The following is a 22,824-nucleotide window of genomic DNA, read 5'->3' as shown; positions in this document are numbered from 1 at the left end:
ACGTTATCATTACGAATACTTAAAGGATTGATCCATGAAAAAAGTGCTAACTCTTTCTGCTTTAGCTTGTGCAACACTTGCTCCAACAGCCATGGCTGCTGAAGAAGTAAACGTATACTCATACCGTCAGCCGTTCTTGGTTGAGCCTATGTTTAATGAGTTCACAAAAGAGACAGGCATCAAAGTAAACGTTAAGTTTGCTAAGACAGGTATTGCAGAAAAGCTGGTTCAAGAAGGTGAATACAGCCCAGCTGACGTGCTTCTAACTGTTGATATCGCACGTCTAGCAGAGCTAACCCAGAAAGGTGTAGTTCAGCCAGTGGATAGTCCAGTTCTAGAGAAGAACATCCCAGCTCAATACCAAGATTCAGCAAACGAGTGGTTTGCTCTGACGACTCGTACTCGCAGCGTATACTCTTCTCGTGACCGTGTAGGTAAACTAGGTAAAGACTTCACTTACGCTGACCTGGCTAAGCCAGAATTTAAAGGCAAGATCTGTACTCGTAGCGGTAAGCACCCATACAACGTATCTCTCGTTTCTTCTATGATCGCTCACCAGGGTGAAGCGGCGACAAAAGAATGGCTAGAAGGCGTGAAAGCTAACCTTGCTCGTAAACCTCAAGGTAATGACCGTGGCCAAGTTAAAGCGATCAAAGAAGGTCTATGTGACGTTTCTCTGGGTAACAGCTACTACTTAGGCAAGATGGTTAACGACAAAGAGCAGAAAGCTTGGGCTGATTCTGTATACATCAACTTCCCTAACCAAGAAACGACTGGTACTCACGTAAATATCTCTGGTATGGCGATGGCTAAGTACGCGCCGAACAAAGAAAACGCACTTAAGCTTATGGAGTTCCTAGCGGGCGACAAAGCGCAAAGCATGTACGCAGAAGTGAACTTTGAATACCCAGTGAAAGCTGACGTTAAGCCTTCTGAGCTAGTAGCATCTTGGGGTGAATTTAAAGCAGATACTCTTTCTCTAGATGAGATTGCTGATCACCACGAAGCTGCGATCAAGCTACTAGACGAAGTTAAGTTCGATCTTTAATCGTTCGCTTGATATCAGTCGGTGAGAAGTTGAACCACCGATGATAAATTTACAGCCTCAAGTCGCTCTTTTATCAGGGCTACTTGAGGTTGTTTGTTTATAAGGGTATAACTAGCCCTAATTAATTAAAAGGATATGAGATGTATTTGCAGGTGCATTTATCTCTCACTCAGCCTGGCTGTAATTAGGCAATGAAAGAAAAGAATTATATATGGAAAACCAGTAGCGGAGCGTTGGCTTTGCTACTGGTTTTACCGATCTTAGCGATCTTCTACACCGCCGTTGGTGATACGGATGAGCTGTTTGCGCACCTTATGGCGACAGTTATGCCTACCTATATCTATAACACTATTACGCTAACCATAGGTGTGATGGTGTTGTCTCTCGTCTTTGGTATTCCGTGTGCCTGGTTTATGGCGATGTGTAAGCTGCCTACCGAAAAATGGCTGCAGTGGGCACTGGTTTTACCGTTAGCGATGCCGGGATACATCATCGGGTATATTTTTACCGATTGGTTCGATTTTGCCGGTCCGATACAAATCTTTTTACGTGATTTAACCGGATGGGGCCCCAAAGAGTACTGGTTCCCGGATATTCGTACTTTGTCCGGAGCAACGTTTGTGCTGGCCCTGGTTTTGTATCCATATATTTATCTGCTCTGTCGAGCTGCATTCATGGAACAAAACGTGTCACTGTTGCAAAGTGCGCGTCTTCTTAAATGCTCACCATGGGAAAGCTTCAGACGTATTTCTCTTCCTTTGGCTCGTCCTTCAATGGCTGTCGGCTTATCATTGGTTGCAATGGAGACCATCGGCGACTTTGGCACTGTCAGCTACTTTGCCGTTAATACGTTAACAACCGCGGTATACGATACTTGGCTTGGGTACTCTAACCTTAATGCTGCGGCCAAAATTTCCGCTATCATGCTGGTGATCGTCGTGCTGCTATTAAGCACAGAGCGTTACAGCCGAAGAAAGCAGAAACTATTTCAAAGCCAGTTCAACAGCCACGAAGATTTTCGTTATGAATTGAAGGGCTGGAAAAAATGGGCAGCACTGATTTGGTGTTGGGGACTGGTTTTAATCGCATTTATCCTGCCGCTAATGCAGTTGGTTGATTACTCAATTACTTACTTTGCGCAAAGTTGGACGCCACAATTCCGTGAGTATGCCTGGAATAGTCTGGTCGTGTCGGTTATCGCAGCAATCATTGGTGTTGTTGTTGCTCTGGTGGTGAATTTTACTTACCGAGTCAATGGCAAGAGGACAACGCTTACCTTTATACGCTTATCTTCTATGGGTTATGCGGTGCCCGGTACGGTACTCGCGATTGGTGTGATGGTGGCCGTTTTATTTATGGATCACCGCATCAATGATGTTGCCAAAGCAATGGAGTGGGGCAGACCTGGGCTAATATTTTCAGGCTCAATGTTTGCCATTATTTTTGCCATGGTTGTGCGTTTCTCCGCCGTTGCCATTGGCAGTATCGAAAGTAACTTAAACAAAATCTCCCCGTCCTTGGACATGGCATCACGCACCATGGGTTGCACACCAAATTCCATGTTATGGCGTGTTCACTTTCCGCTGGTTAAGCGTGGCGCACTTATCGCTGCTCTGTTAGTTTTTATCGAGTCGATGAAAGAGCTCAATGCGGCTCTTCTTTTGCGCCCGTTCAACTTTGAAACACTGGCAACCTACGTTTATAACTTTGCTTCGGACGAGCACTTAGAGTTGGCAGCTTTACCGGCTGTGTTGTTGGTTTTTGTTGGGTTGATCCCACTTGTTGTCGTTAACCGTTCACTGGAGCAAAATCACTAATGAGCTGCGCATTATCAATTAAAAACCTGACCTGCCACTACGATGACCAAACGGTTTTAGAGTCATTATCTCTTGAGGTTGAGCAAGGCCAGATTGTGTGTCTGTTGGGTGCTAGTGGCTGTGGTAAAACGACATTACTAAAAGCGGTAGCGGGATTGCTGCCTTTGTCTTCTGGGCAAATGAGTCTCAACAGCTTGATTATTGATGATGGTGAGAATTGGTTACCGCCAGAACAGCGCAATATTGGTATGATCTTTCAAGACTATGCGTTATTTCCGCACCTTACTGTGGCTGAGAATATCGCTTTTGGTCTGAAGAATGAAACGGCCCAACAGAAGCTTTTGAAAGTGGAAGAGATGTTGGGGTTGGTTCACTTAAAAGGCTATGGGGATCGCTATCCTCATCAGCTGTCAGGTGGTCAGCAGCAACGTGTGGCTATTGCCCGTTCTTTGGCTTACAAACCTGATTTGCTGTTATTGGATGAGCCGTTTTCCAACATTGATACTCAAGTGCGTCACGAGCTGATTCGCGAGATCCGTAAAATTTTTAAGCAGCAAGGTGTAACTGCGATTTTCGTGACTCACAGTCGAGAGGAGGCTTTTGCCTTTTCAGACAAGATGGCCGTGATGAACAATGGCATTATTGAGCAGTATGGAACAGCTTCAGAGTTGTATTACCAGCCTTCGAGCAAATTTGTCGCTGATTTCCTGGGCGGTGGTAGCTATCTGGCTGCAACCAGAGTGTCACAAGGCGAGTTTGAGACGCATCTGGGTGTGATAGAAGCAAGTGCTCAACAGGACATTCAATTGCAGGAAGAATGTGCGTTACTACTTCGTCCCCAACATGTTCAGGTTCAGGCCGATGAAGAAAGCGCCGTGAAAGTGCTGGAGCAACACTTTATGGGTGATCACTGCCGCTATGTGATTGATGTGAACGGAGACAGATTGCTGGCTACTTCCGTGCAGGCTTTGAATGTAGGTGACAGCGTTGCAGTAAAAATCGATACTCAGGGTGTATTGGCGTTTGCTTAACGTTTTTATTCCAGAAATAAAAAGGCCCGGCGGTGATGCCGGGCAAGTGTTCCTCTACTTGCGACTTAAGTGACTGCCAGCAACTTGAAGCCAGACAAGTTCAGGTTAAAGAGACAAGAAGTCTTTAAACTGTTGAAGAACACGTTCCGCAGTATCTTTATCTTCCATTTCGGCAAATATACGCAATAGCGGCTCAGTACCAGAGAAGCGAGCAATAATCCATCCACCGTTCTTAAAGTAGACTTTTGCGCCATCTTCGTAGCTGACTTTTTCGATTTCAAATTCAAACTCAGGTAACTGTTTATCAACATAAATCTTGTTGAATAACGCTTCTTTTTGCCCAGGTTTGAACTTGCAATCACCTTCAGCCATATAGGCATAGCCATACTTACTGTAGATTTCATCTAATAGCTCGGATAGCTTCTTACCGGTAACGGAAATCATTTCTACTAACAAGCTGGAAGCAAACACCCCATCTTTGCCTTTTATATGGCCACGAATGGTTAAACCACCTGAACTTTCCCCGCCGATCAACGAGTCATCTGCTTCCATTTGAGAGCTGATGTGCTTAAAGCCTACTGGTACCTCAAAGCACTTTTCACCGTGATCTTGTGCGATTTTATCGAGCAGGTGAGTGGTTGCGATGTTACGTACTACTGAGCCTTTCCAGCCTTTGTATTCCAGTAAGTAGTAATACAATAAGAGCAGCACTTCGTTGGGATGAATGAAATTCCCTTTTTCATCGATAATGCCCAAACGGTCAGCATCACCATCAGTGCCGATACCAATGTCGTAACCTTGTTCCTCGACTAAGTGCATCAAACGGTAAAGCGTAGCTGCACTTGGTGATGGCATTAAGCCACCAAAATCTGGGTTTTTACCATCGTTGATGACATCCACATCACAACGACCATTGATCAACACAGTCTGTAGCGCATTCTTCGCCACACCAAACATTGGATCGACAAGCACACGGAGATTGGCTTTTTTGATCGCTTCTATATCGATAAAGTTGATGATTGAATCCACGAATTCGTTCATCGGGTTAATGACTTCAATTAAGTGATCATCGATAGCCTGTTCAAAGTCGACGCTTTTCACATCGCTTGCTGTGAGCGTGGCGATTTGATCTTCAATCTTCTGGGTGATGATTTCATCCGCGTCGCGACCGCCTTCGATAAAGACTTTAATCCCGTTGTAGTCGGCGGGGTTATGCGAAGCCGTGATGCATGCTGAGTAAGCGCAGTTCATTTCTTTCGCTTTGAACATAACAATCGGCGTTGGGACAAACTTATCGATGAAGCTGACGACAATGCCATTTGCTGCCAGTACCTCAGCGAACCAGCGGCCTGCTTTGTCAGAAAGAAAGCGGCGATCATAGCCAATCACAAAGCCGCGTTCCGCGACAGATTCTGCATTGGTGATGTTTGCGACTGCTTGAGCAACCAAGCGTACATTCTCTTTAGTGAATTCTTCACCAATGAATGCGCGCCAGCCACCTGTACCAAATTTGATCATGATTCGATCCTCAATAAGAACGGTAACGTGCCGTACCTTATTTATTTGCTAGCGAACCGGTGTACCCAGTAAGAGCCAAGTACACCGGAAAAATTAAAAGGGGAACGTTTCCCCAAAGCGAGTTAACCTAGGGTAACGATCACATCGTTTACTGAGCCTTCAGGTTGCACTGGTACTGATGTTCCATTCACAGCTTCACCGTTCAGAGTGATCGACTTCACGCCTTTGCTTACCGTGTCAGGGTTTACCACTTTAATTTTGTAAGTCGCTCCCAGCCATTGGCGCGTCACTTCAAAACCTGGCCAGTTGGTTGGAATACATGGGTCGATAGTTAATCCATCAAAACCAGTACGAACACCGAGAATGAAGTTTGTGACCGCAAAGTAAGCCCAGCCAGAGGTACCCGTTAGCCAAGGGTGGTTAGCACGACCGTGATCCTGATGATCGCGCCCCATGATGAACTGAACGTATGAGTAAGGTTCTGCAACACGTTTTTCGATGATGTCGTTTTGGTTGTATGGGTTGAGTGCATCGTAGAACTTCATTGCACGGTCACCGCGACCGAGTTTCGCTTCTGCTACCCACGCCCAAGGGTTTGGATGTGAGAAAATAGCGCCGTTTTCTTTCACACCTTGGTATACACGTGTCACGAATCCGATATCGTCGTTTGGTGTTGCGAATGATGGCGAGTTCAGGTGCAAGCCGTATTCAGAGAACAGGTTCTCGTCTACCGCGTCCATTGCCTTTTCGCCACGTTCTTGAGATACCGCACCAGACAGAACTGCTAGTGTGTTTGACTCAAGGTGTACGCGGCCTTCTTTTTGCTGCGCAGTACCGATCTTGTCACCGTTTTTCGTTAGGCCACGGATGTACCAACCGCCTTCTTCGTCCCAAAGGTGGGTTTCACATGCTTCGCGAACGTTGGCCGCCATCTCTGTATATTTCTCAACGTCGGCGTCTTTGCCTAGGAATTTTGCCAGATCGATGAATTCCTGTAGTGCCCAGAAATGTAGGAAAGACACCATTGATGATTCACCACCACCTAGGTTGAGACAGTCGTTCCAGTCTGCGCGTAGTCCTTTACAGATCCCTGTCTGGCCCACGTATTCAGCAGAGAAGTCTAACGCTGCTTTCATGTGCTCATAAACCGATGCATCGCCGCCATCTGCGTAAGGGATAACTTCATCAAAGAAGCTGTGCTCGCCTGTTTCCATCACATATTTACAGATGGTTGGCACTAACCATAGATGGTCATCAGAACAGGTGTCCTCAATGCCGTGAATCTTGTCTTCGTCAGACGGAGTCGGAACCACTGTTGGTGACTTAGATGGTTTCACATCCGCTTTCTCTGGATCGAACCAATCAGGATCAAACAGGTGTAGACCGTAACCGGCTTTAACTTGGCCACGCAGAAGATCAACAATGCGTTTGCGTGTCATTTGTGGGTTAGCATGAGGCACCGAAATCGCATCTTGTGCCGTATCACGGTAGCCAAGGCCCGTACGACCGCCAACTTCGATGAAAGAAGCAAAACGAGACCAAACCACACACGTCTCTGCTTGGTATAGCGTCCAAGCGTTGATCATGGTATCCAGACCTTCGTTTGGTGATTTTACTTGGAATTTGCCACAACGCTCATCCCAGTGTGCTTTGATGCCAGCAAACGCGTTATCTACTTCTGCTCGGTCTTGGTATTTAGTGCGCAGACGCTCACCATTGCCTTTACCGATACCTAGGATGTAAGCGAAGCGAACTTCTTCACCTGGTTGGATAGTAAATTGCTTATGCAGAGAACCACAGTGGTTGTAACAGGTTTGTGCGGTGTTAAAGCACTTGCCTTGTTCTACCGCAAGTGGGTTTGCTTCGTCACGGTATAGCCCCAGGAAGCTGTCACGCTGGCCGTCGTAAGAGTCAGGATCAAACGTAGAAGCTAAGTAGTAGAAGCCTTCAAAATCGTTCGTGTTGTAGTAAAGGTCGTATTCGATAACGCCTTGTTTGTATTCCGTTCCTGCAGAATACAGAGACATTTGATGGTTTTGGTTGTCTGACTGAATGTGACTGAAAGAGAACTCAACAAATGAGAAAGTACTGATGGTGCGTGGTTTGTCAGAGGTGTTCTTGATGACCACGTCCCAAATTTCGGCATCTTCACCTTTTGGTACGAATAGCGTTTTCGTTGCAGTAATGCCGCTGTATTCACACTTAAATTTAGAGTATGACAAACCGTGGCGAACTTCGTAGTTCGCTTCATCAAGGCTTTTTGCTACAGGTTGCCAAGAAATAGACCAGTAATCACCCGTTTCGTCATCTCTCAGGTAAACATAATGTCCCGGGCGATCAAAGGTCGCATTGGGACGGAATTTGGTTACACGGTTGTATTCTGGTGAGTTGTAGAATGAGTAGCCACCTGCATTGTGTGAAATAACCGTACAGAACTTTTCAGTACCCAGATAGTTAGTCCAAGGAGCAGGTACATCTGGACGGGTAATGACATATTCACGATTTTCGTTATCGAAATAGCCGTATTTCATTTGTGTCGTTCCTTTTTACAAAGCTGCTTGAGCAGCCAAAAATTAAAATTCTTTAAAGCGCGCTGTCGTAGCGTATGTTTACGTTACTTCCACGGTTGGCGGTAATTCACTCCCTGCAGATCGAGCAGTGGAAGGTGTCCCTTCAAACGTGATAGGTAATCAGTCCAGTTGCGGTGCTGCTTATCGGTCCAGCATGCTTCTGCTAATGCCGTCAGACGGGGAAATATCATGTAGTCCATACGTGGTTGGTTATTGATGATTTCGCACCAAAGTGCAGCCTGAATGCCCCGAATACGTTTTCTAACCGGATCGTCGTCTGCCACTTGTGCTAACGGCTCGTAGCTATACGCTGTCTCTAGTGGAATCGGGTTTGCCCAATCCACTCCAGGTTCTTCTGGCGCGTAGTCTTGAGTCATATCCAAGTAGGTGGTTTGGGCGGGTTGCAGCACCACATCGAAGCCTTGGCGAGCACAATTGAGTGCCGCTTCTTCACTTAGCCATGAGTAGATAACAGTATCTTTACTGACCTTGTTGCCATGCTGAGCTTCTTCCCATCCCAGCATTCGTTTACCAAGCCCGCGAAGTTTGTCTTCCGCATGACGCAAGAAGTGACCTTGCAGTTCTTTGTAGTCGCTATAGCCTTGTTGCTCCATCAACGCCTGACAGGCTGGGCTTTGCGACCAGACACCGTGTGGTACTTCATCGGCCCCAATGTGGATATACGGTGCAGGGAATAAAGCGGCAACTTCTTCCAGCACTTTGTCGATAAATTCGTAGCTGCCCGGTAGCGCTGGGTTAATCACGTTATCGTTGTAGTGCTGAATACTGCGATATTCGGTGGTGTCCTCTGCCTCTACAAGCATGTGAGGCAGTGACTTAATGGCGGCGCGGCAGTGGCCTGGTACGTCAATTTCAGGGATGACGGTAATACTGCGCTGCGCCGCATAGGCAACCACTTCTTTTATTTCTTCTTGGGTATAAAACCCGCCATAACGCTGAGACAAATGCGTATATTGCGGTTCAATGGACTCATCTAACCCGCGCCATGCCCCAATATTTGTCAGCTCTGGCAGGGATTTAATCTCGATTCGCCAGCCTTCATCGTCAGTAAGGTGCCAGTGGAAGGTATTAAACTTGTAGTGTGCCAGTTGGTTGATAAGACGTTTCACTTGCTCTACGGAATGGAAGTGTCGTGCACAATCGAGCATCATTCCGCGATATTTGAAACGAGGTCTGTCTTTAATTGAGCAACAGACCACTTCCATAGAGTTATCTTCCCCATTGCTTCTGATAAGTTGTAGCAGGGTCGCACTAGCATGGGTGAATCCAGACTTTGAACCAGCCTCGATTTTTATCGATTCTTCGGTCACTTTGAGCCTATACGCACCTTTATCTAAGGTTGGATTACTTTTAAAGATAACCTGACTGTTATTAGACGCGGTAAGCTCAAACTGGTGAATACGTTTTAGTTCATCGAGCAACCAATCTTTTGCTGAATTGGCTAAATCGGAGTAAGTACTGATTCCAACACGGTTGTGAAGAGAAAAATAACTCTCGTGAACTTCAATATGGTTTGGCTTAGGTAATAAAGGCTGAGCGTGAATCAAACTCGGTGGAATGTCACTACGCTCGCGGTATGGCGAAGCCAGCACGATAGGTGTTACGTCAACCTCGGCTCGCTGAGTATTACCATTGACGACAAAATCAACCAGAGCTTCATTCAATCCGTCTGAATAATAGCGAAATGGATTTGAACCAATACTGAACTCACAATAGAAATTGTGATTAGCCGCCAGTACCATACTTTCTGGTTTGAGAGTACAGAAGCTCCCAATTTGGTTAAGTACACCGTTAGATACGCTGTCAGGTAAAATGAAGCGATCAAAAGCAAACGTCAGGTGCCAATCATGAAGATCTTGGTCACTTAAGTTATGAAAAGTCAGTCCAAAGCGACAATTTTGCTTTAGCTCAGATAGGACGACGAGGTCAACGCGATATTCCATATCTACTCCTGTTCTACCGATAGCGAGTAAAGGTTATGTTCAGGCTTGCCAGCAAACATAATGGCTCCTTCAATCGCATCAAATTGAGGTTCTACAATCCACTTTTGAACGGGCGGAGATAGCCAGTGGAGAATGCGTTCAGCAATGCTTCCCATCAAACAAATACGGGTCGCCCCACGCTTGTTAAGTGCCATGAGAAACGTTTCTATATCAGCAGCGGTTTGTTTTAACATTTCAATGGCGAGCGTATCGCCTTGTTGTGCATGCTGGAAAATAGCGGGAGAAAACTGCCCGTAATCACGAGGTAATGCTTGTTTTGACCAGGCAACCACGTTATCTACGTCATTTTTGAAGTGTGCCATGACGTGCTGGGAGAGCGGTGTTTTCTCTCGGATACTATCTTCTGCCAGTAAAACCTGCTGAATTAGGCGCAGCCCCATGACAGCACCACTACCTTGGTCTGAAATCGGAAACTCTCGGCCTCCGACAACATGTTGTTGCAATCCTTTGAGGTAGATGCCGCAAGATCCAGTTCCTGCAATCATGATCGCGCCGTCTTGGCCGTTATGTGCGCCGATACAGGCACCGTAGGCATCTGTGTTTAATGTCATGCTGGCGAAAGGATGAGCGAGAGACATAAAAGCATTCCAAGAAGCTTTGTGTTCAGCCCCTGCGAGTGCTAACCCAACATGCATAGACGAAAAGTCTTGCTCAGATAACCCGCCTTGCTTAGCTGCCAACGAAATTGCCTCAATGATAGAAGTCATCGCTACTTCAGCACCAAGCATGATATTGGCGCTGCCAGTTTTCGCCTCACCAAGAAAATTACCCTGGGCATCTTTAATGCGAGCGCGGCACGAAGTACCGCCACCATCAATACCGACAAAATAGAACGCCATGGTATTACTCCTTAACGTCTACTGATAGGTGGTGAGCTTGGCTCATGATCGCGAGTAAGTACCACGCACCATGTGGGATCCATTGCTCTCCCCAACGCCAGTTTTGTAGGATGTCGTCCTTTTGTGCTGGTGGGTTAAAGGCGATGTCATTCTCGTCTTCAAAGCCACCAGTGATGCCATTACAGATGCCGCCTTTAGCGTTAAAGAACCCATATTGTGGAAGGTAGTCTGGGTTGTTTCGGCCATGGCCATCGAGCATGCACATGTCGTATGGGTTTAAGCCAACGATCCAGTTAAGCGCATCTTGCCCAAGGCGTATCAGCTGTTGTTGTGTCTCATGTGATTCGATATAAGGCTGAGCGAGGTAAGACATTGATGCTAGTGAACCCAAGCGAGCATTCTCACCTTGCCACCAATAGCCAGATTCATTGTTGTGGGCAACAAAGAAGGCATCACGTTTCGATTCTTCAACGCCTTTGACATATTGACGAGGGTAGCCAAATGGATTGGTGACACGACTGGTGAGCTCTAATTCAAATTCGCATGCCTGGTTGACCGTCTGTTTTATGGACGCAGCCAACTCGGAGTCGTCTTCGATAGATAGGTATTCACAAAGAGCAATCACTGGTAATCCAGCTTCCGCTGCATGGAAGTAAGGGCGGCTACCATCTTGATTGGCTGACCAAAAATGCTTGAATTTATCGTCACTCATTTGGCGGTCTGCCAGGCGTGAAGCCCACAGACGGCTTTCGTCCAAGTAACGGCTTTCTTTGGTTGTTTTAAACAGTTCAACACTGGCAAGCAGGGCACAGTACTCGTCTATGATGTTCTCTTCGCCATCATTGAGATATTGCTTGTTATGCTCTTTTAGGTGCCAGTAGCCATTCTCTGCGGTATTTATATATTCCTGTTGATTGAACTCACCATGAACGGCTAAACGCGATGCAGCAGCAAGCGCCGCTATCGCGACTCCGCCACCTTGTCGGAAGCCTGCTTGATAATCATCGAACTTGTGACCAAGTTGCGTTTCGAAAGCACAGATTTCACGTTGGGCGGTATCTTTGCTCCATTTATCAAATACCGTCATATAAAAGAAACCTTTCTCGTTTTGCATGCGAACAAGGAAGTCTGCACCATACAGCGCTTCTTCAATGAGGCGTGTGCGGGTGAAAGCAGCGATACTGTCGCTAGATTGGTGCAGAGAAAGTCCTTTTAGCATGTTCCAAACCACCATAGGGGTTTGTTGAGGATTAAGGTAGTTTGCGTACGAAAGGTGACTTAGATATTTGCTTACATCACCAGACGCATCGTACCAACCGCCATGAACATCGGTTGTCTGTTCGGAATTTAATAGCGCAGCCTGACGATCGGCATGATCGAAAATTCCGCCGCAACGCTGAGATTTAAAGTAGTAGATCACATCGGACAGAGTGCGATCCAGAAGAAGTTGTTCAGCAATTTCTAGCTGAGAAGAACTTACGTTACCAAAGCGAAGGTAATAGTGGCCTGGGATCTCAAAGGACGAAAAATCGATAAGATAAAAATACCCCTGATGCCAATTCGCTACTTTCCCTTGCTCTTGTACCGAAAAGGTAGCAACGATTTGCTCGCTTTTGGCACAGACCAGTGTGGCAGTATCAGAAGACAAGTGTGATTGTTCTGTCTGTATTACCGCTTTTTTCGGCCCCAGACGCTCATAACCAATGTGGTTAGTCAGTAGCAGCATTTAATGTCTCCGCGAAACAAAACAATTGGAAATGGGCCAGTGTTCTCTGGCCCTAGTTATGCTTAGTTCTCAAATAGGTAACAACGGACAAAGTGGTTTTCAGATAGTTGGGTAACGCCTGGTAGTTGTTGGCGACACTTATCTGTTGCGTGTACACAGCGCCCCGCAAATGGGCAACCGACAGACTCTGGAGTCCAGAGAGGGATCTCTCCTTTGTTTCCTTTCAGTTTCTCGTGAATGGATTTAGATGGATCGGGTACTGCAGAAACCAACAATTGAGTGTATGGGTGTTGAGGATCATGAATGATTTCCTCTGTGTCTCCCCATTCCACCATGTGTCCGACGTACATTACTGCTAAATCTTCCGCGATGTAGCGCGCCGTTGCGATATCGTGCGTGATGTAGAGCAGAGACATTTGTTTCTCGAACTTCATCTCTTCCATCAGGTTTAGAACACCTGCTCGAATCGAGACGTCCAGCATTGACGTAGGTTCGTCTGCTAATACGACTTCTGCACCAACTGCAATGTTACGCGCTAGGTTTACACGCTGACGCTGACCACCAGAAAGCTGGTGAGGGAACTTTTGCGCGGTCTCTTTAGGCGGAATAAGGCCAACTTGTTCCAGTAAGTCATACACGCGTTCTTCCAGCTCTTTCTTGTTGCCCGGTGACACTTTTTTATGGATAAGCAGTGGTCGTGCAATATGGTGGAAAATGTTGTGCGTCGGGTTTAGTGAGCCAAACGGGTCTTGCCAGACCATTTGCACTCCTTCTCGGTAAGACATTAGATCTTGTCTTGATTGAATCTCTTGAATATCACGTCCTTTGTATTCAATGATGCCTTCCGATGGGGCGTACATTTTCGCAATCATTTTTGCGGTTGTAGATTTACCAGAACCAGATTCACCTACAACAGACAAGCCGCGGCTTTTATACATTTTGAATGATACGTCGTTGATCGCGCGCATCTTGGACTGCTTGATAGAATTGCTATTTAGCGGGAAGTCTTTAACGACATTTTTACCCTCAATCAGCAACTCGCCGAGTTGTTTGCTCATAATTCTCTCCAGTGTAATTTTGTTCGTAGCTAACGTGATTTCGGGACGTTAAACCTTAGCCTGAGCAATGGTTTCGCCATACAAATGGCAGTTTGAGAAACGACTTGGCTCTATCTGACGCAATTGAGTCGGTATTTTCGTGCATGCTTCGTGAACACGGTCACAGCGAGCCTGAAAACGACAGCCTTGCGGAATTTCAAGCAAGTTCAAAGGGTTTCCCGGGATACCCGTTAGTTTGGTCTTTGGACCTGTTAGTGGAGGGAAAGAGCTACCCAAACCTTTTGTGTATGGGTGGTAAGGACTTTCCAAAATTTGCTTTGAAGGCGCGACTTCAATCAGTTCACCTGAGTACATAATTCCGATGCGATCGGAAAACTCAACCATCAACGATAAGTCGTGAGTGATAAACAGAATTGAGAAGCCAAACTCTTCTTTAAGCGCATAAATTTTTTGCAATATTTCACGTTGAACCACAACATCGAGAGCGGTTGTTGGTTCATCCATGATGATCATTTTTGGATTCAGAGCTAAAGCGATCGCAATCACCAAGCGCTGACGCATGCCACCAGAAAACTGGTGAGGGTAGTCACTAAGTCGGCTAGGGTGAATATCGACAATTTCCAGTAAACCTTCTGCGCGTTTCTTGGCTTGCTCGCGAGTCATGTTTGTGTGGCGCATGATTACATCGCAGAACTGTTCTTCCATGGTTAGGACAGGGTTTAGGGCGTTCATCGCGCTTTGGAATACCATTGACATCTCACTCCAGCGGAATGATTGCATACGGCTATCACTGTATTGAAGGATGTCTTCACCATTGAAGATAACTTCCCCTCCAGTGATGAACGCTGGCGGCTTATGGAGACGCATTAGCGAGAAAGCAACGGTTGATTTACCACAGCCAGATTCTCCCGCCAGACCAAAAACTTCGCCTGGTGCAATGTCAAAGCTGACGTTATTACAGGCGCGGACATCGCCCGCATCTGTAATGTAATCTACGCATAGGTTACGGATAGAAATTAGTGGTGCAGTCATGATTATTTATCTCCGCTCCATAGTGCATTTTGTGGTGCCAATTCAGGCTCACGTTCTTTCTTGTCTTTTGCTGCTAGCTTCTTCCAGCGTTTCATACCTTTATGAGAACGAAGTTGAGGGTTAGCAATCTCATCAACGGCAAAGTTCAGTAGAGCCAGGCCAGTCACCAGTACTGTCAGTGCAATACAAGGTGCTAATACTTCCCACCATGCGCCGATCAGCATTGCTGAAGAGGTTTGAACGTTGTAAAGCATGATGCCCCAGCTGATGGTGTTTGCATCGCCTAGTCCCAAGAATGAGATAACGGCTTCTGTGTTGATGGCCAGCATGACTGAACCGATAAAGCTTGCACCTACGATAGGAATTAGGTTTGGCAAAATCTCAACAAAGATGATTCGGAATGAAGACTCGCCAAGAACTTCTGCTGCTTTAACGAACTCTTTTTCACGCAGAGCCATAGTTTGTGAACGGACAACACGTGCACCCCATGCCCAGGATGTACCCGCGATAATTAAGGCGATGGTGAGTGGACCTGCTTCACCGATAAATGCGGCAAGTACGAACAGCAATGGATACTGAGGAATAACCAACATGATGTTCATGGCAGCACTTAGAATGTCATCCACTTTACCGCCGAAGTAACCTGCTGAGATACCAATGACCGTCGCTAGGAAACACACGATGATACCGGCACCGAAACCCACACCTAGTGATACGCGAGCACCGTAAGCTACTTGTGACCAGATATCGCGGCCCATACGGCTGGTGCCTAATACATGATCAGCCTTTTTCGACATGATCAGTGTTCGACGGTCATCTGCCAGATTTTGGGCAACCCAGCCATCAGGATTACTTTGTGCCTGCTTTACTACAAACCCCGGATATTCATGAGGGTTGCCTGTGCGTTTGTCTGGCGCATGTTTGGTAATGAGAGGCGCAGCCACAGCGATAAAAATGAAGATGGTAACGATGGCAAGGCCAATACGTGCAAATGAGTTACCTAAAATAAGTTTAAAGAGTTCTTTCATGATTATTTGCCTCCGGTACGTAAGCGAGGATCTAGAATCATGTACAGCATGTCAGCCATCAGGTTGAAGCAAAGCATGAACATCGTCATGATAATTAACTGACCTTGAAGTACTTGGTAGTCACGTGCGTGGATCGCATTTAATAGGACGGTGCCTAAGCCTGGATAGTTGAAGATCATTTCGATGATTAGCTGACCACCAATCGCCATACCCAAAGACATTGAAAGTGCAGTGACACTTGGAAGTAACGCGTTACGCGCTGCGTAATTGAATACCACACGGTTTTCACTAAGACCCTTACCTTTAGCCATTGTGATGTAGTCTTCAGCTAACAGGTTAATCATGTTATTACGCATGTTGACGAGGAAGCCGCCAATTTGAACGATGGTCGCACAGAACAGAGGAAGTATTGCGTGGTATCCGACGTTCTTAATGAAATCCCAGCTTGTCCAATCCGGAATGGTACCCGGAGTGTACGCGTAACCAGATGGGAACCACTTCAAGCCAATTGCAAAGGTAAATAGTGCTATCATTGCGATAACCATTTGCGGAATAGCTTGAATAATAAGAGTACCTGGCGTGACGAACGCATCGTATTTGCTACCACGTTTCCATGCCGCAAAAATACCTAGTACTGATGCGATAGAAAACGAAAGTACAACTGCAGTACCGGCTAAGAAAAGTGACCAACCAAAGGCACTACCAAGTAAAGAGTTGACTGAAAGTGGGTAGAACTGAATTGAAGTCCCTAGTTCCCAGCTCAGAATGTTTTTGATGTATGACAGGTACTGGATATAAATAGGGCCATCCACAAATCCCATCAGCTCCTTCATAGCTGCGATTCGTTCTGGCGTAACCTGTACTGAAGCGTTGGCAAACATCATGGTAACTGGGTCACCAGGCATTGCTCTCGGAATGATAAAGTTTAACGTCGCTGCAACTAAGAGAGCGACAAGATAGAACGACAAACGTCTTAAAAAATAACCCATAACTTACACCTTACTCACCCAGATATTTTTTTCTGTTTCTGGTTACAGGTCGCTCCTAGCGAAATTTAGAGCGAGAAATCCCCTGACGACGAGCGCCATAAATTGGTTCCGTGATGAGGGGATTTTTTATAGGCGGCATACAGGAGTATGCCGCTAGAAATGAACTTCTACTTATTTAACTGGTTTTAGGTCCAGTACGTGCAGTAGACGTTCTGGGATACCAGCCCAAATGTTTGGACGGCCCTTAGGATTTTCTTCGTTCCACCAACCAGTGAAGCGCTTCGTGTTGTATTGGTACATGTAAGCGCCAGACAACACAGGGATAGTTACTTGATCTTCTGCGATGATTTTTTGGATGCCGTGTGCGATTTCTAGCTGTTCTTGCTTATCAGCCGTTTTGTAGAAGCTGTTAAGTAGTTTGTCTAGTTCTTCGTTTTTGTAGAAGTGCATCGCGAAACGAGGCATACCGTCGCCAGACTGTAGCTTTGAGTTGTAACCGCTATCCCAGTACAAGTGTGGATCGGCACCGTGGAAGTAGTTTGTGTATGCTACGTCATAAGTACCTTCGAGCATTGCTTGGTTGTACACCGAGAAGTCTGGTGTACGAGCACGTGCTTTGATACCAACTTCTGCTAGCTGCTCAACTGCCAGTTGTACTGTGTTGTTAAAGTCTGTCCAGCCATTTGGAGATTGAATCAGAAGCTCAAAAGACTTACCTGATGGTGTGTCTACAAAGCCATCTTTGTTTACATCTTTAAAGCCAGCTTTAGCTAGAAGTTCTTTAGCACCTTCAACATTATACGTGTTGTAGCCTTTGTATTTGTTGTGCGTAGCTTCGTCAGACCAAGCTTCGAATGCGTAGCCTAGACCTGAAGCGAAGTCATTCACCGTACCACCACCGTAGAAAGCGATATCAATGATAGTTTGACGGTCAAGTGCCATAGAGAACGCACGACGGAAGTCGACGTTGGTCAGTGCTTCGCTTTTCGCAGCATCTGGGTTTTTGAAGTTCACCACGAACGCTTGCGTACCTGATGGCGGGTACCAGTAGTGGTGGCTAGGGCTAGCTGCTGCGTATGTGCGGTCGATGTCTGGTACGAAAGAAGAAGTCCAGTCCATTTCACTGTTTACGATTTTCCCTAGGAATTGGTCGTTGTTCGCGATTTGTGGTACGCGTAAACAGTCAACATCTAAGTTATCCGCATCCCAGTAGTTCGGGTTTTGACACTGGATGTAAAGCTGAGGAGTGAAAGTATCAATGACAGTAAATGGACCTGAACCTACAGGGTTTTCATTTGTGAATGTTGATGGATCTTTCACTTTGCTCCATACGTGCTCAGGTACTACAGGTACTTTAACAATTTCGTAAGGAACGTTTGAGTTTGCTTCTGTTAGACGGAATTTAACTTGGTAGTCATTAACTTTTTCTACGCCAGTGATCCAAGAGTTGATGCCTGATTGGTCTAGCTCAGGTTTCTCTTTTACCAGATTGAAAGAGTAAACCACGTCATCAGCAGTAAACGCCTGACCATCAGACCACTTCACGCCCTTACGAATATCGAAAGTCACGCTCATCAGGTCGTCAGCCATTTGGAAGTTTTCTGCTAAACGAAATACAGGAGTGTTACCGTGCATTTCGTTGAAAACAACAAGAGGCTCGTAAATAAAGTCAGTTGTTGTGTGCAGGTTGGTTGCACCCAAGAAAGGGTTAAAGTTACGAACAAAGGTTGTCAACTCTTTAGGGTGGATAGTCAGTTCACTGCGTTCAGCCGCAGTTGCTACCGATGCAAAACCTGTAGTAGCTGTAGCAATAATTGCTGTTGCTAGTGCTGTTTTTTTAATATTGGCAAGCATAGCTGTTCCTTACTGTTTGCTTCATTTCACTATATGGAATTGAATGTCATCAATTGATAAACACTCGCCATGACCCACCTCTAGTGTTATTGCAACTTAAGCTTTCACCTTCATCACATGTAGAGTGGCCTGTAGGTCTTCGGCAGGAGTAAGAAAACACCTTATCCTGAAAATAATCAAACTCGCATCCCGTTAAAAACGTCAAAAAAGGTGGATATCACGTTATAAACGTCACTTTGTTTGCTTTTGAAGCAAATTTAGCTAAAAAACAAACCTTGATATGCGTCGCAGTTTATATCCTCAATGATAATGGGTGTTAGTGATTACTTACTCTTAGCGCTTTATTCTAAAGTGCATTTACTTGTTGAAGTGCGTTAAGAGATCTCGATCACGCACGTGTTTCATGTTAATTCATAAGGTGAAATTTAATCTGCCGTTCTGTTGTGATTGACTTCGCAATCTGTGTCATTAGTTTATAAACTTATGCTTTAAATGATGGAATTTTCGCCTTTTATCATTTTGTGTATTGGTGAACATTATGCTTTTTTTACTGAGTAAATAAAGAGGATTGCAATGATCTTTACAGTGAAATAAGACCATATGAATATGGTCCAAAACACCGAGTTCATGTCTGGATAATAGCGTCTGAAATAGTTAAATTGAGCCCCTGTCTACTGAGTTTTACTCTGTTGGGTGAAGGGTATGATGGTTTTGCTGGTGGGATAGGTGGCAAGCCCTTTCAGTCCAGTTGATATTCACTTAGAAATAAGCGGTTGAACGCCGGAACAGAAGTTGCCCAGATATAAAAAGCCCCCAACGATAGGTGTTTAATTGTTGGGGGCTGTTCAAATGAAGTGCGGTAGTGGATAACGCCGCTAGCTGGTAAGTAACCTTTGCAGCTTGTCACGCTGCGCTTCAATGTAAGCACGCTCCGGACTTTGTTCTTTACAGTGCTCAAGGATGAACTCGATAGAGCTTAAAACCGTTCTCCAGCGCGGAGTTTTAGGTAAGGTTTCAATGCGCATGTATTTATCTAGAGTACGGGTTTGTAGCGTACTTCTATCAAGGTAAACGCGCCAAAGACCACTTTGCTCGGCAAAGGTAAACTTACTTTCTCCAGTGACAGACTCCCAGTATTCCAAAGCATGTGTCATCGCTTCGACCAGTACTTCACGCATAACTTCCTGTTTGTCTTTTTTATTGCCTAATGCTTTGTCTGCCAGTCGAGTGAACTCGCCTCCAAGCTCTTTAAGCTTCTGTAGCTGTTCTTTGTCGCCGTCAAAGGCATAGCGAGAAAGTACCTCCACTGCCGTTTCCAGGTTGTGAATGCGCGCTGTATTTGCGCCGCCACCGACATTAAATATGTACATAACGTCTAGGCCGGAACCTTTTGGAAGCTTAAGGATGTCCGCTTCAATATTTTGGCGAATGTCCTCGATATAAATATCAATTTTCCCGCAATAATGTGGCTGCTTAACGGTCAGAAATTTTGGAGCAATCAGCTCATCGGCAGACGAACGTTTAATTTGCTCTAAGCTACGTTTAAACAGCTTACATGCGGCTTCGTTGGCAAAACGAACACGTTGATCTTCGCGCAAGCAAATAATCGCCTCAGGAGCGGACTCAAGCTGCTCTAGCAGACGCCCCTGAGTTTCAAGCAAGCTCGCTTCTACTTCAGCTCGTTGACGAAGTTCCGACTCAAGTACTTTATTCTCAATATGGCGCATCTCTGCTTTACTTGCGGTCAAATGAGCTCTAATTCTGGCTGCAAGCTCTTGTTTGTTAAAAGGCTTCGACAAATAATCGTTTGCTCCGGCTTCAAAGCCTCTAACTCGGTCTTCCGTTTGACTTAAGGCGGTTAGCATAATGATTGGCAGCTCAGCATGATCAAAGGTTTGACGCAATTCATTACATACTTGATAGCCACTCATTCCTGGCATCATGATATCGAGCAGCAGCAGTTCCGGCTTTTCTTGCTCGACAAGAGCAAGTGTTTCAGGGCCATCTGAAACGGTTCTTACACGATAGCCTTCTAAGCGTAAAAAGCTTTCAAGTACTCGTAGGTTGACTGGTTCATCGTCTGCTACATAAAGTAGCGGACCATCTGGGTTTTCTGGTAGCGATAGGTCGTCTGTGTTCTCAAGGTTAATTTCTGGAACCTGGAAGTGCCCACAGGCTACCTGCGTCTGTGTTGCTAGGATCTCTTCTTCACTGGCGAGAGGCAGAGTGAAGCTGAATGTGGTCCCTACCATAGGTTGGCTGCTGACATATAAGGAGCCTCCCATTAGCTCAATCAACTGGCGGCTAATTGATAAACCTAACCCCGCACCTTGACGATAGCGACTTTCATCCTGTCCTGCCTGAATTAAAGGCTCAAAGATGTGCTCAAGGTGCTCAGCAGGAATACCTTGTCCGGTATCGACCACTTGAACGCGAACTAAATCGTCTACGACTCCTGCAGAAATAACGATCTTACCTTCAGAGGTGTACTTAATTGCGTTTCCTATCAGATTGTAAAGCACCTGTTCAAGTCGTTGTGGGTCCGCTGAGACTGCTTTGAGATCATTAGGTACTTGATTGATGATTCGAATGGTCTTGTTTCCAAGTAAATGACCCGACAATTCCAGCACCAATCGGGTTGAACTTGCCAGGTTAACAGCCGACTTCTGGATGTCCATGCTACCGTATCGCATTTTATGGTAATCCAGTAAGTCGTCGACCAGGTTAGCCAAACGTTGGCCACTTTTAATAATTATATCAAGCTGATACTTCTGGTTTGCCGGAATTGTACCGTTGGCTCCGGATATCAAGGTTTCTGCAATACCGACCATGCCGTGCAAAGGCGTACGCAGTTCATGAGAGGTCGTTGCCAGAAATTCATCTTTTAGCTTGTCTGCCAGTTGCAGCTCGTCATTTTGTTTTTGAATTAAGCGGATGTTGCTTTCCAGCTCTTCATTTTGCTTCTTGATAGTCTGAATTTTTTCACGAATGGAACGTTGCATGCGCTCAAAACTGATGGCTAAGCGACCAATTTCGTCTTTTCTAACAGTATCAAATGTGTTTTCGTCCAGATCGCCTGCTGATACTCGCTCTGCCGCCCAGGTCAATTTAAGCAGTGGCGAGGTGATGAAATTCGATAAATAGTGCGAGGCAATCACAACCAGTATGATCGCCGTAAGCATCGCAATGACGAAGAGTTTTTCCAGCTGGTGAATGCGAGAAAAGGCGTCTTTTTCTGGTAACTGCACGACCAACGCCCAATTAACACCACGGGTTTTAACTGGCGTATAGGCGGCGATAATGGCTTCATCGAGCCCGTTTGTATAAGTACCTACGCTAGTTTGACCTGAAAGTGCCTGAGTGATGACCTCCATACTGTTTTGGATATCATCTAGCTTGGTGTTAATGGTTCGAGGTTGTTGATCTCCTCCGACTAATAGCGTCTCAATCGATGACTCGCGGTTTTTGTCTGCGACTAGTTTAGTGATGCCATTATTTGGTAATCGGAACATGGCATAGCTGTGGAGGTATCCTTGTTGAACGATAGGGGCGCCAAGCCACGCGACTTGCTTGCCATTTTCAAGTTCAAAGTCAGAGATAAGGATTGGAGTATAGTCTTCGTTTACTTTACGGCGCTCGCTGACATCATTGGCCAAGCGCTGAAACGCTCTACCTAGCGCAGCATCTTTATAGCGGCCAGTGAGAAGATTAGTGCCGTAATTGTCGTCTTTTTTGATTGAGTAAGTAACGTTACCGTTGATATCGACTAAAAGTATGTCATTGAAGTCAGAGCGTTTTAGAAGTTCTGAATAAGCCCAATGATAGCGCTTGTGTAACAGGCGATAACGCTCACTCCCGACAAAGTTAGATGACTCCGGCAAGATTGACGTTTTTGTCTGATCGCCACTGCCTTCAATATAACGTTGCTGTGCATTTTGACGTGACTCTTCAATGTCATTTCCTAAGCGACTGAACGCATTGACTAAACCATAAAAGCGCCCACCGCTGGCATAAGCTAACTCCGAACGGACAAAGCCCATTACTTCGGTTTCGCGTGCTTCAAAATAGTCAACTATTTGCTGCTGTTTGGTATCTCTTACAGACAACAGGTGTGACGTGCTCTGTTCTTGCAGATCTTGACTGTGTGACTGCAGGAAAAAAAGCGCGGTAATGGTTAGAGGCGTAAGGCTGAGGACAAGAAACGCAGTCATCAGCGTACTTTGTAGACGCTTAAACTTCTGTTTTTTGTAGAATTTGAACATGGATAAGATTGCAACTCATAAAGGGTAG

14 protein-coding genes are annotated in these 22,824 nt (G+C 45.8%); 3 read left to right on the top strand and 11 right to left on the bottom strand.

The features are described 5' to 3' along the window. Positions 1-34 precede the first annotated feature (34 nt). The 3 genes from DBX26_RS12165 to DBX26_RS12155 all read left to right on the top strand — a co-directional run bounded on the left by DBX26_RS12165 (position 35) and on the right by DBX26_RS12155 (position 3,896). Positions 35-1,048 (top strand): Fe(3+) ABC transporter substrate-binding protein, encoded by a 1,014-nt coding sequence (locus tag DBX26_RS12165; RefSeq protein ID WP_014232921.1) that lies wholly within the window; start codon positions 35-37, stop codon positions 1,046-1,048. 191 nt (positions 1,049-1,239) lie between these two features. After that, positions 1,240-2,865 (top strand): iron ABC transporter permease, encoded by a 1,626-nt coding sequence (locus DBX26_RS12160; protein ID WP_118119327.1) that lies wholly within the window; start codon positions 1,240-1,242, stop codon positions 2,863-2,865. Then, a complete protein-coding gene (locus DBX26_RS12155; protein ID WP_020333924.1) occupies positions 2,865-3,896 on the top strand; it encodes an ABC transporter ATP-binding protein in 1,032 nt (343 codons plus the stop codon). The genes DBX26_RS12160 and DBX26_RS12155 overlap by 1 nt, the downstream gene beginning before the upstream one ends. A gap of 105 nt (positions 3,897-4,001) precedes the next feature. On the opposite strand, the gene DBX26_RS12150 is transcribed toward DBX26_RS12155, so the two are convergent. From DBX26_RS12150 to DBX26_RS12100, 11 genes are all read right to left on the bottom strand, one after another. After that, the gene (locus DBX26_RS12150) at positions 4,002-5,414 is read right to left on the bottom strand and encodes a phosphoglucomutase/phosphomannomutase family protein (RefSeq protein ID WP_118119325.1); all 1,413 of its coding nucleotides are present in this window, start codon (positions 5,412-5,414) and stop codon (positions 4,002-4,004) included. Between the two features lie 122 nt (positions 5,415-5,536). Continuing rightward, positions 5,537-7,945: a N,N'-diacetylchitobiose phosphorylase gene (locus DBX26_RS12145; RefSeq protein WP_118119323.1), complete on the bottom strand. Its 2,409-nt coding sequence runs from the start codon at positions 7,943-7,945 to the stop codon at positions 5,537-5,539. An 83-nt stretch (positions 7,946-8,028) separates the two neighbouring features. Continuing rightward, the gene (locus DBX26_RS12140) at positions 8,029-9,948 is read right to left on the bottom strand and encodes a beta-N-acetylhexosaminidase (protein ID WP_118119321.1); all 1,920 of its coding nucleotides are present in this window, start codon (positions 9,946-9,948) and stop codon (positions 8,029-8,031) included. A 2-nt stretch (positions 9,949-9,950) separates the two neighbouring features. Next, positions 9,951-10,847: an N-acetylglucosamine kinase gene (locus DBX26_RS12135; protein WP_118119319.1), complete on the bottom strand. Its 897-nt coding sequence runs from the start codon at positions 10,845-10,847 to the stop codon at positions 9,951-9,953. Positions 10,848-10,851: 4 nt separating this feature from the next. Further along, positions 10,852-12,573 carry a glycoside hydrolase family 9 protein gene (locus DBX26_RS12130; RefSeq protein ID WP_118119317.1) on the bottom strand — a complete coding sequence of 574 codons (1,722 nt, stop codon included), beginning with the start codon at positions 12,571-12,573 and terminating at the stop codon, positions 10,852-10,854. A gap of 62 nt (positions 12,574-12,635) precedes the next feature. After that, positions 12,636-13,631 (bottom strand): ABC transporter ATP-binding protein, encoded by a 996-nt coding sequence (locus tag DBX26_RS12125; protein WP_065297344.1) that lies wholly within the window; start codon positions 13,629-13,631, stop codon positions 12,636-12,638. A gap of 48 nt (positions 13,632-13,679) precedes the next feature. Then, positions 13,680-14,663, bottom strand: coding sequence for an ABC transporter ATP-binding protein (locus tag DBX26_RS12120; RefSeq protein WP_014232912.1), 984 nt, complete (start codon positions 14,661-14,663; stop codon positions 13,680-13,682). 2 nt (positions 14,664-14,665) lie between these two features. Continuing rightward, complete coding sequence (locus DBX26_RS12115; protein ID WP_014232911.1) at positions 14,666-15,691, bottom strand: ABC transporter permease; 1,026 nt, start codon at positions 15,689-15,691, stop codon at positions 14,666-14,668. Positions 15,692-15,693: 2 nt separating this feature from the next. Continuing rightward, positions 15,694-16,680, bottom strand: coding sequence for an ABC transporter permease (locus DBX26_RS12110; RefSeq protein WP_065300163.1), 987 nt, complete (start codon positions 16,678-16,680; stop codon positions 15,694-15,696). Positions 16,681-16,851: 171 nt separating this feature from the next. Further along, entirely contained in the window at positions 16,852-18,534 is a 1,683-nt protein-coding gene (locus DBX26_RS12105; RefSeq protein WP_014232909.1) for an ABC transporter substrate-binding protein, read from the bottom strand. 875 nt (positions 18,535-19,409) lie between these two features. Beyond that, positions 19,410-22,796 carry a response regulator gene (locus DBX26_RS12100; protein ID WP_118119315.1) on the bottom strand — a complete coding sequence of 1,129 codons (3,387 nt, stop codon included), beginning with the start codon at positions 22,794-22,796 and terminating at the stop codon, positions 19,410-19,412. Positions 22,797-22,824 lie beyond the last annotated feature (28 nt).

Source organism: Vibrio sp. dhg, assembly GCF_003443775.1.
GTDB classification, from domain to species: Bacteria; Pseudomonadota; Gammaproteobacteria; order Enterobacterales; family Vibrionaceae; genus Vibrio; species Vibrio natriegens.
This window is presented reverse-complemented; position numbering and strand designations above follow the sequence as displayed.

Excerpts from the sequence above, each read along its gene's own strand:
- DBX26_RS12165 (WP_014232921.1), top strand. The coding sequence starts at position 35 with ATGAAAAAAGTGCTAACTCTTTCTGCTTTAGCTTGTGCAACACTTGCT.
- DBX26_RS12160 (WP_118119327.1), top strand. The coding sequence starts at position 1,240 with ATGAAAGAAAAGAATTATATATGGAAAACCAGTAGCGGAGCGTTGGCT.
- DBX26_RS12155 (WP_020333924.1), top strand. The coding sequence starts at position 2,865 with ATGAGCTGCGCATTATCAATTAAAAACCTGACCTGCCACTACGATGAC.
- DBX26_RS12150 (WP_118119325.1), bottom strand. The coding sequence starts at position 5,414 with ATGATCAAATTTGGTACAGGTGGCTGGCGCGCATTCATTGGTGAAGAA.
- DBX26_RS12145 (WP_118119323.1), bottom strand. The coding sequence starts at position 7,945 with ATGAAATACGGCTATTTCGATAACGAAAATCGTGAATATGTCATTACC.
- DBX26_RS12140 (WP_118119321.1), bottom strand. The coding sequence starts at position 9,948 with ATGGAATATCGCGTTGACCTCGTCGTCCTATCTGAGCTAAAGCAAAAT.
- DBX26_RS12135 (WP_118119319.1), bottom strand. The coding sequence starts at position 10,847 with ATGGCGTTCTATTTTGTCGGTATTGATGGTGGCGGTACTTCGTGCCGC.
- DBX26_RS12130 (WP_118119317.1), bottom strand. The coding sequence starts at position 12,573 with ATGCTGCTACTGACTAACCACATTGGTTATGAGCGTCTGGGGCCGAAA.
- DBX26_RS12125 (WP_065297344.1), bottom strand. The coding sequence starts at position 13,631 with ATGAGCAAACAACTCGGCGAGTTGCTGATTGAGGGTAAAAATGTCGTT.
- DBX26_RS12120 (WP_014232912.1), bottom strand. The coding sequence starts at position 14,663 with ATGACTGCACCACTAATTTCTATCCGTAACCTATGCGTAGATTACATT.
- DBX26_RS12115 (WP_014232911.1), bottom strand. The coding sequence starts at position 15,691 with ATGAAAGAACTCTTTAAACTTATTTTAGGTAACTCATTTGCACGTATT.
- DBX26_RS12110 (WP_065300163.1), bottom strand. The coding sequence starts at position 16,680 with ATGGGTTATTTTTTAAGACGTTTGTCGTTCTATCTTGTCGCTCTCTTA.
- DBX26_RS12105 (WP_014232909.1), bottom strand. The coding sequence starts at position 18,534 with ATGCTTGCCAATATTAAAAAAACAGCACTAGCAACAGCAATTATTGCT.
- DBX26_RS12100 (WP_118119315.1), bottom strand. The coding sequence starts at position 22,796 with ATGTTCAAATTCTACAAAAAACAGAAGTTTAAGCGTCTACAAAGTACG.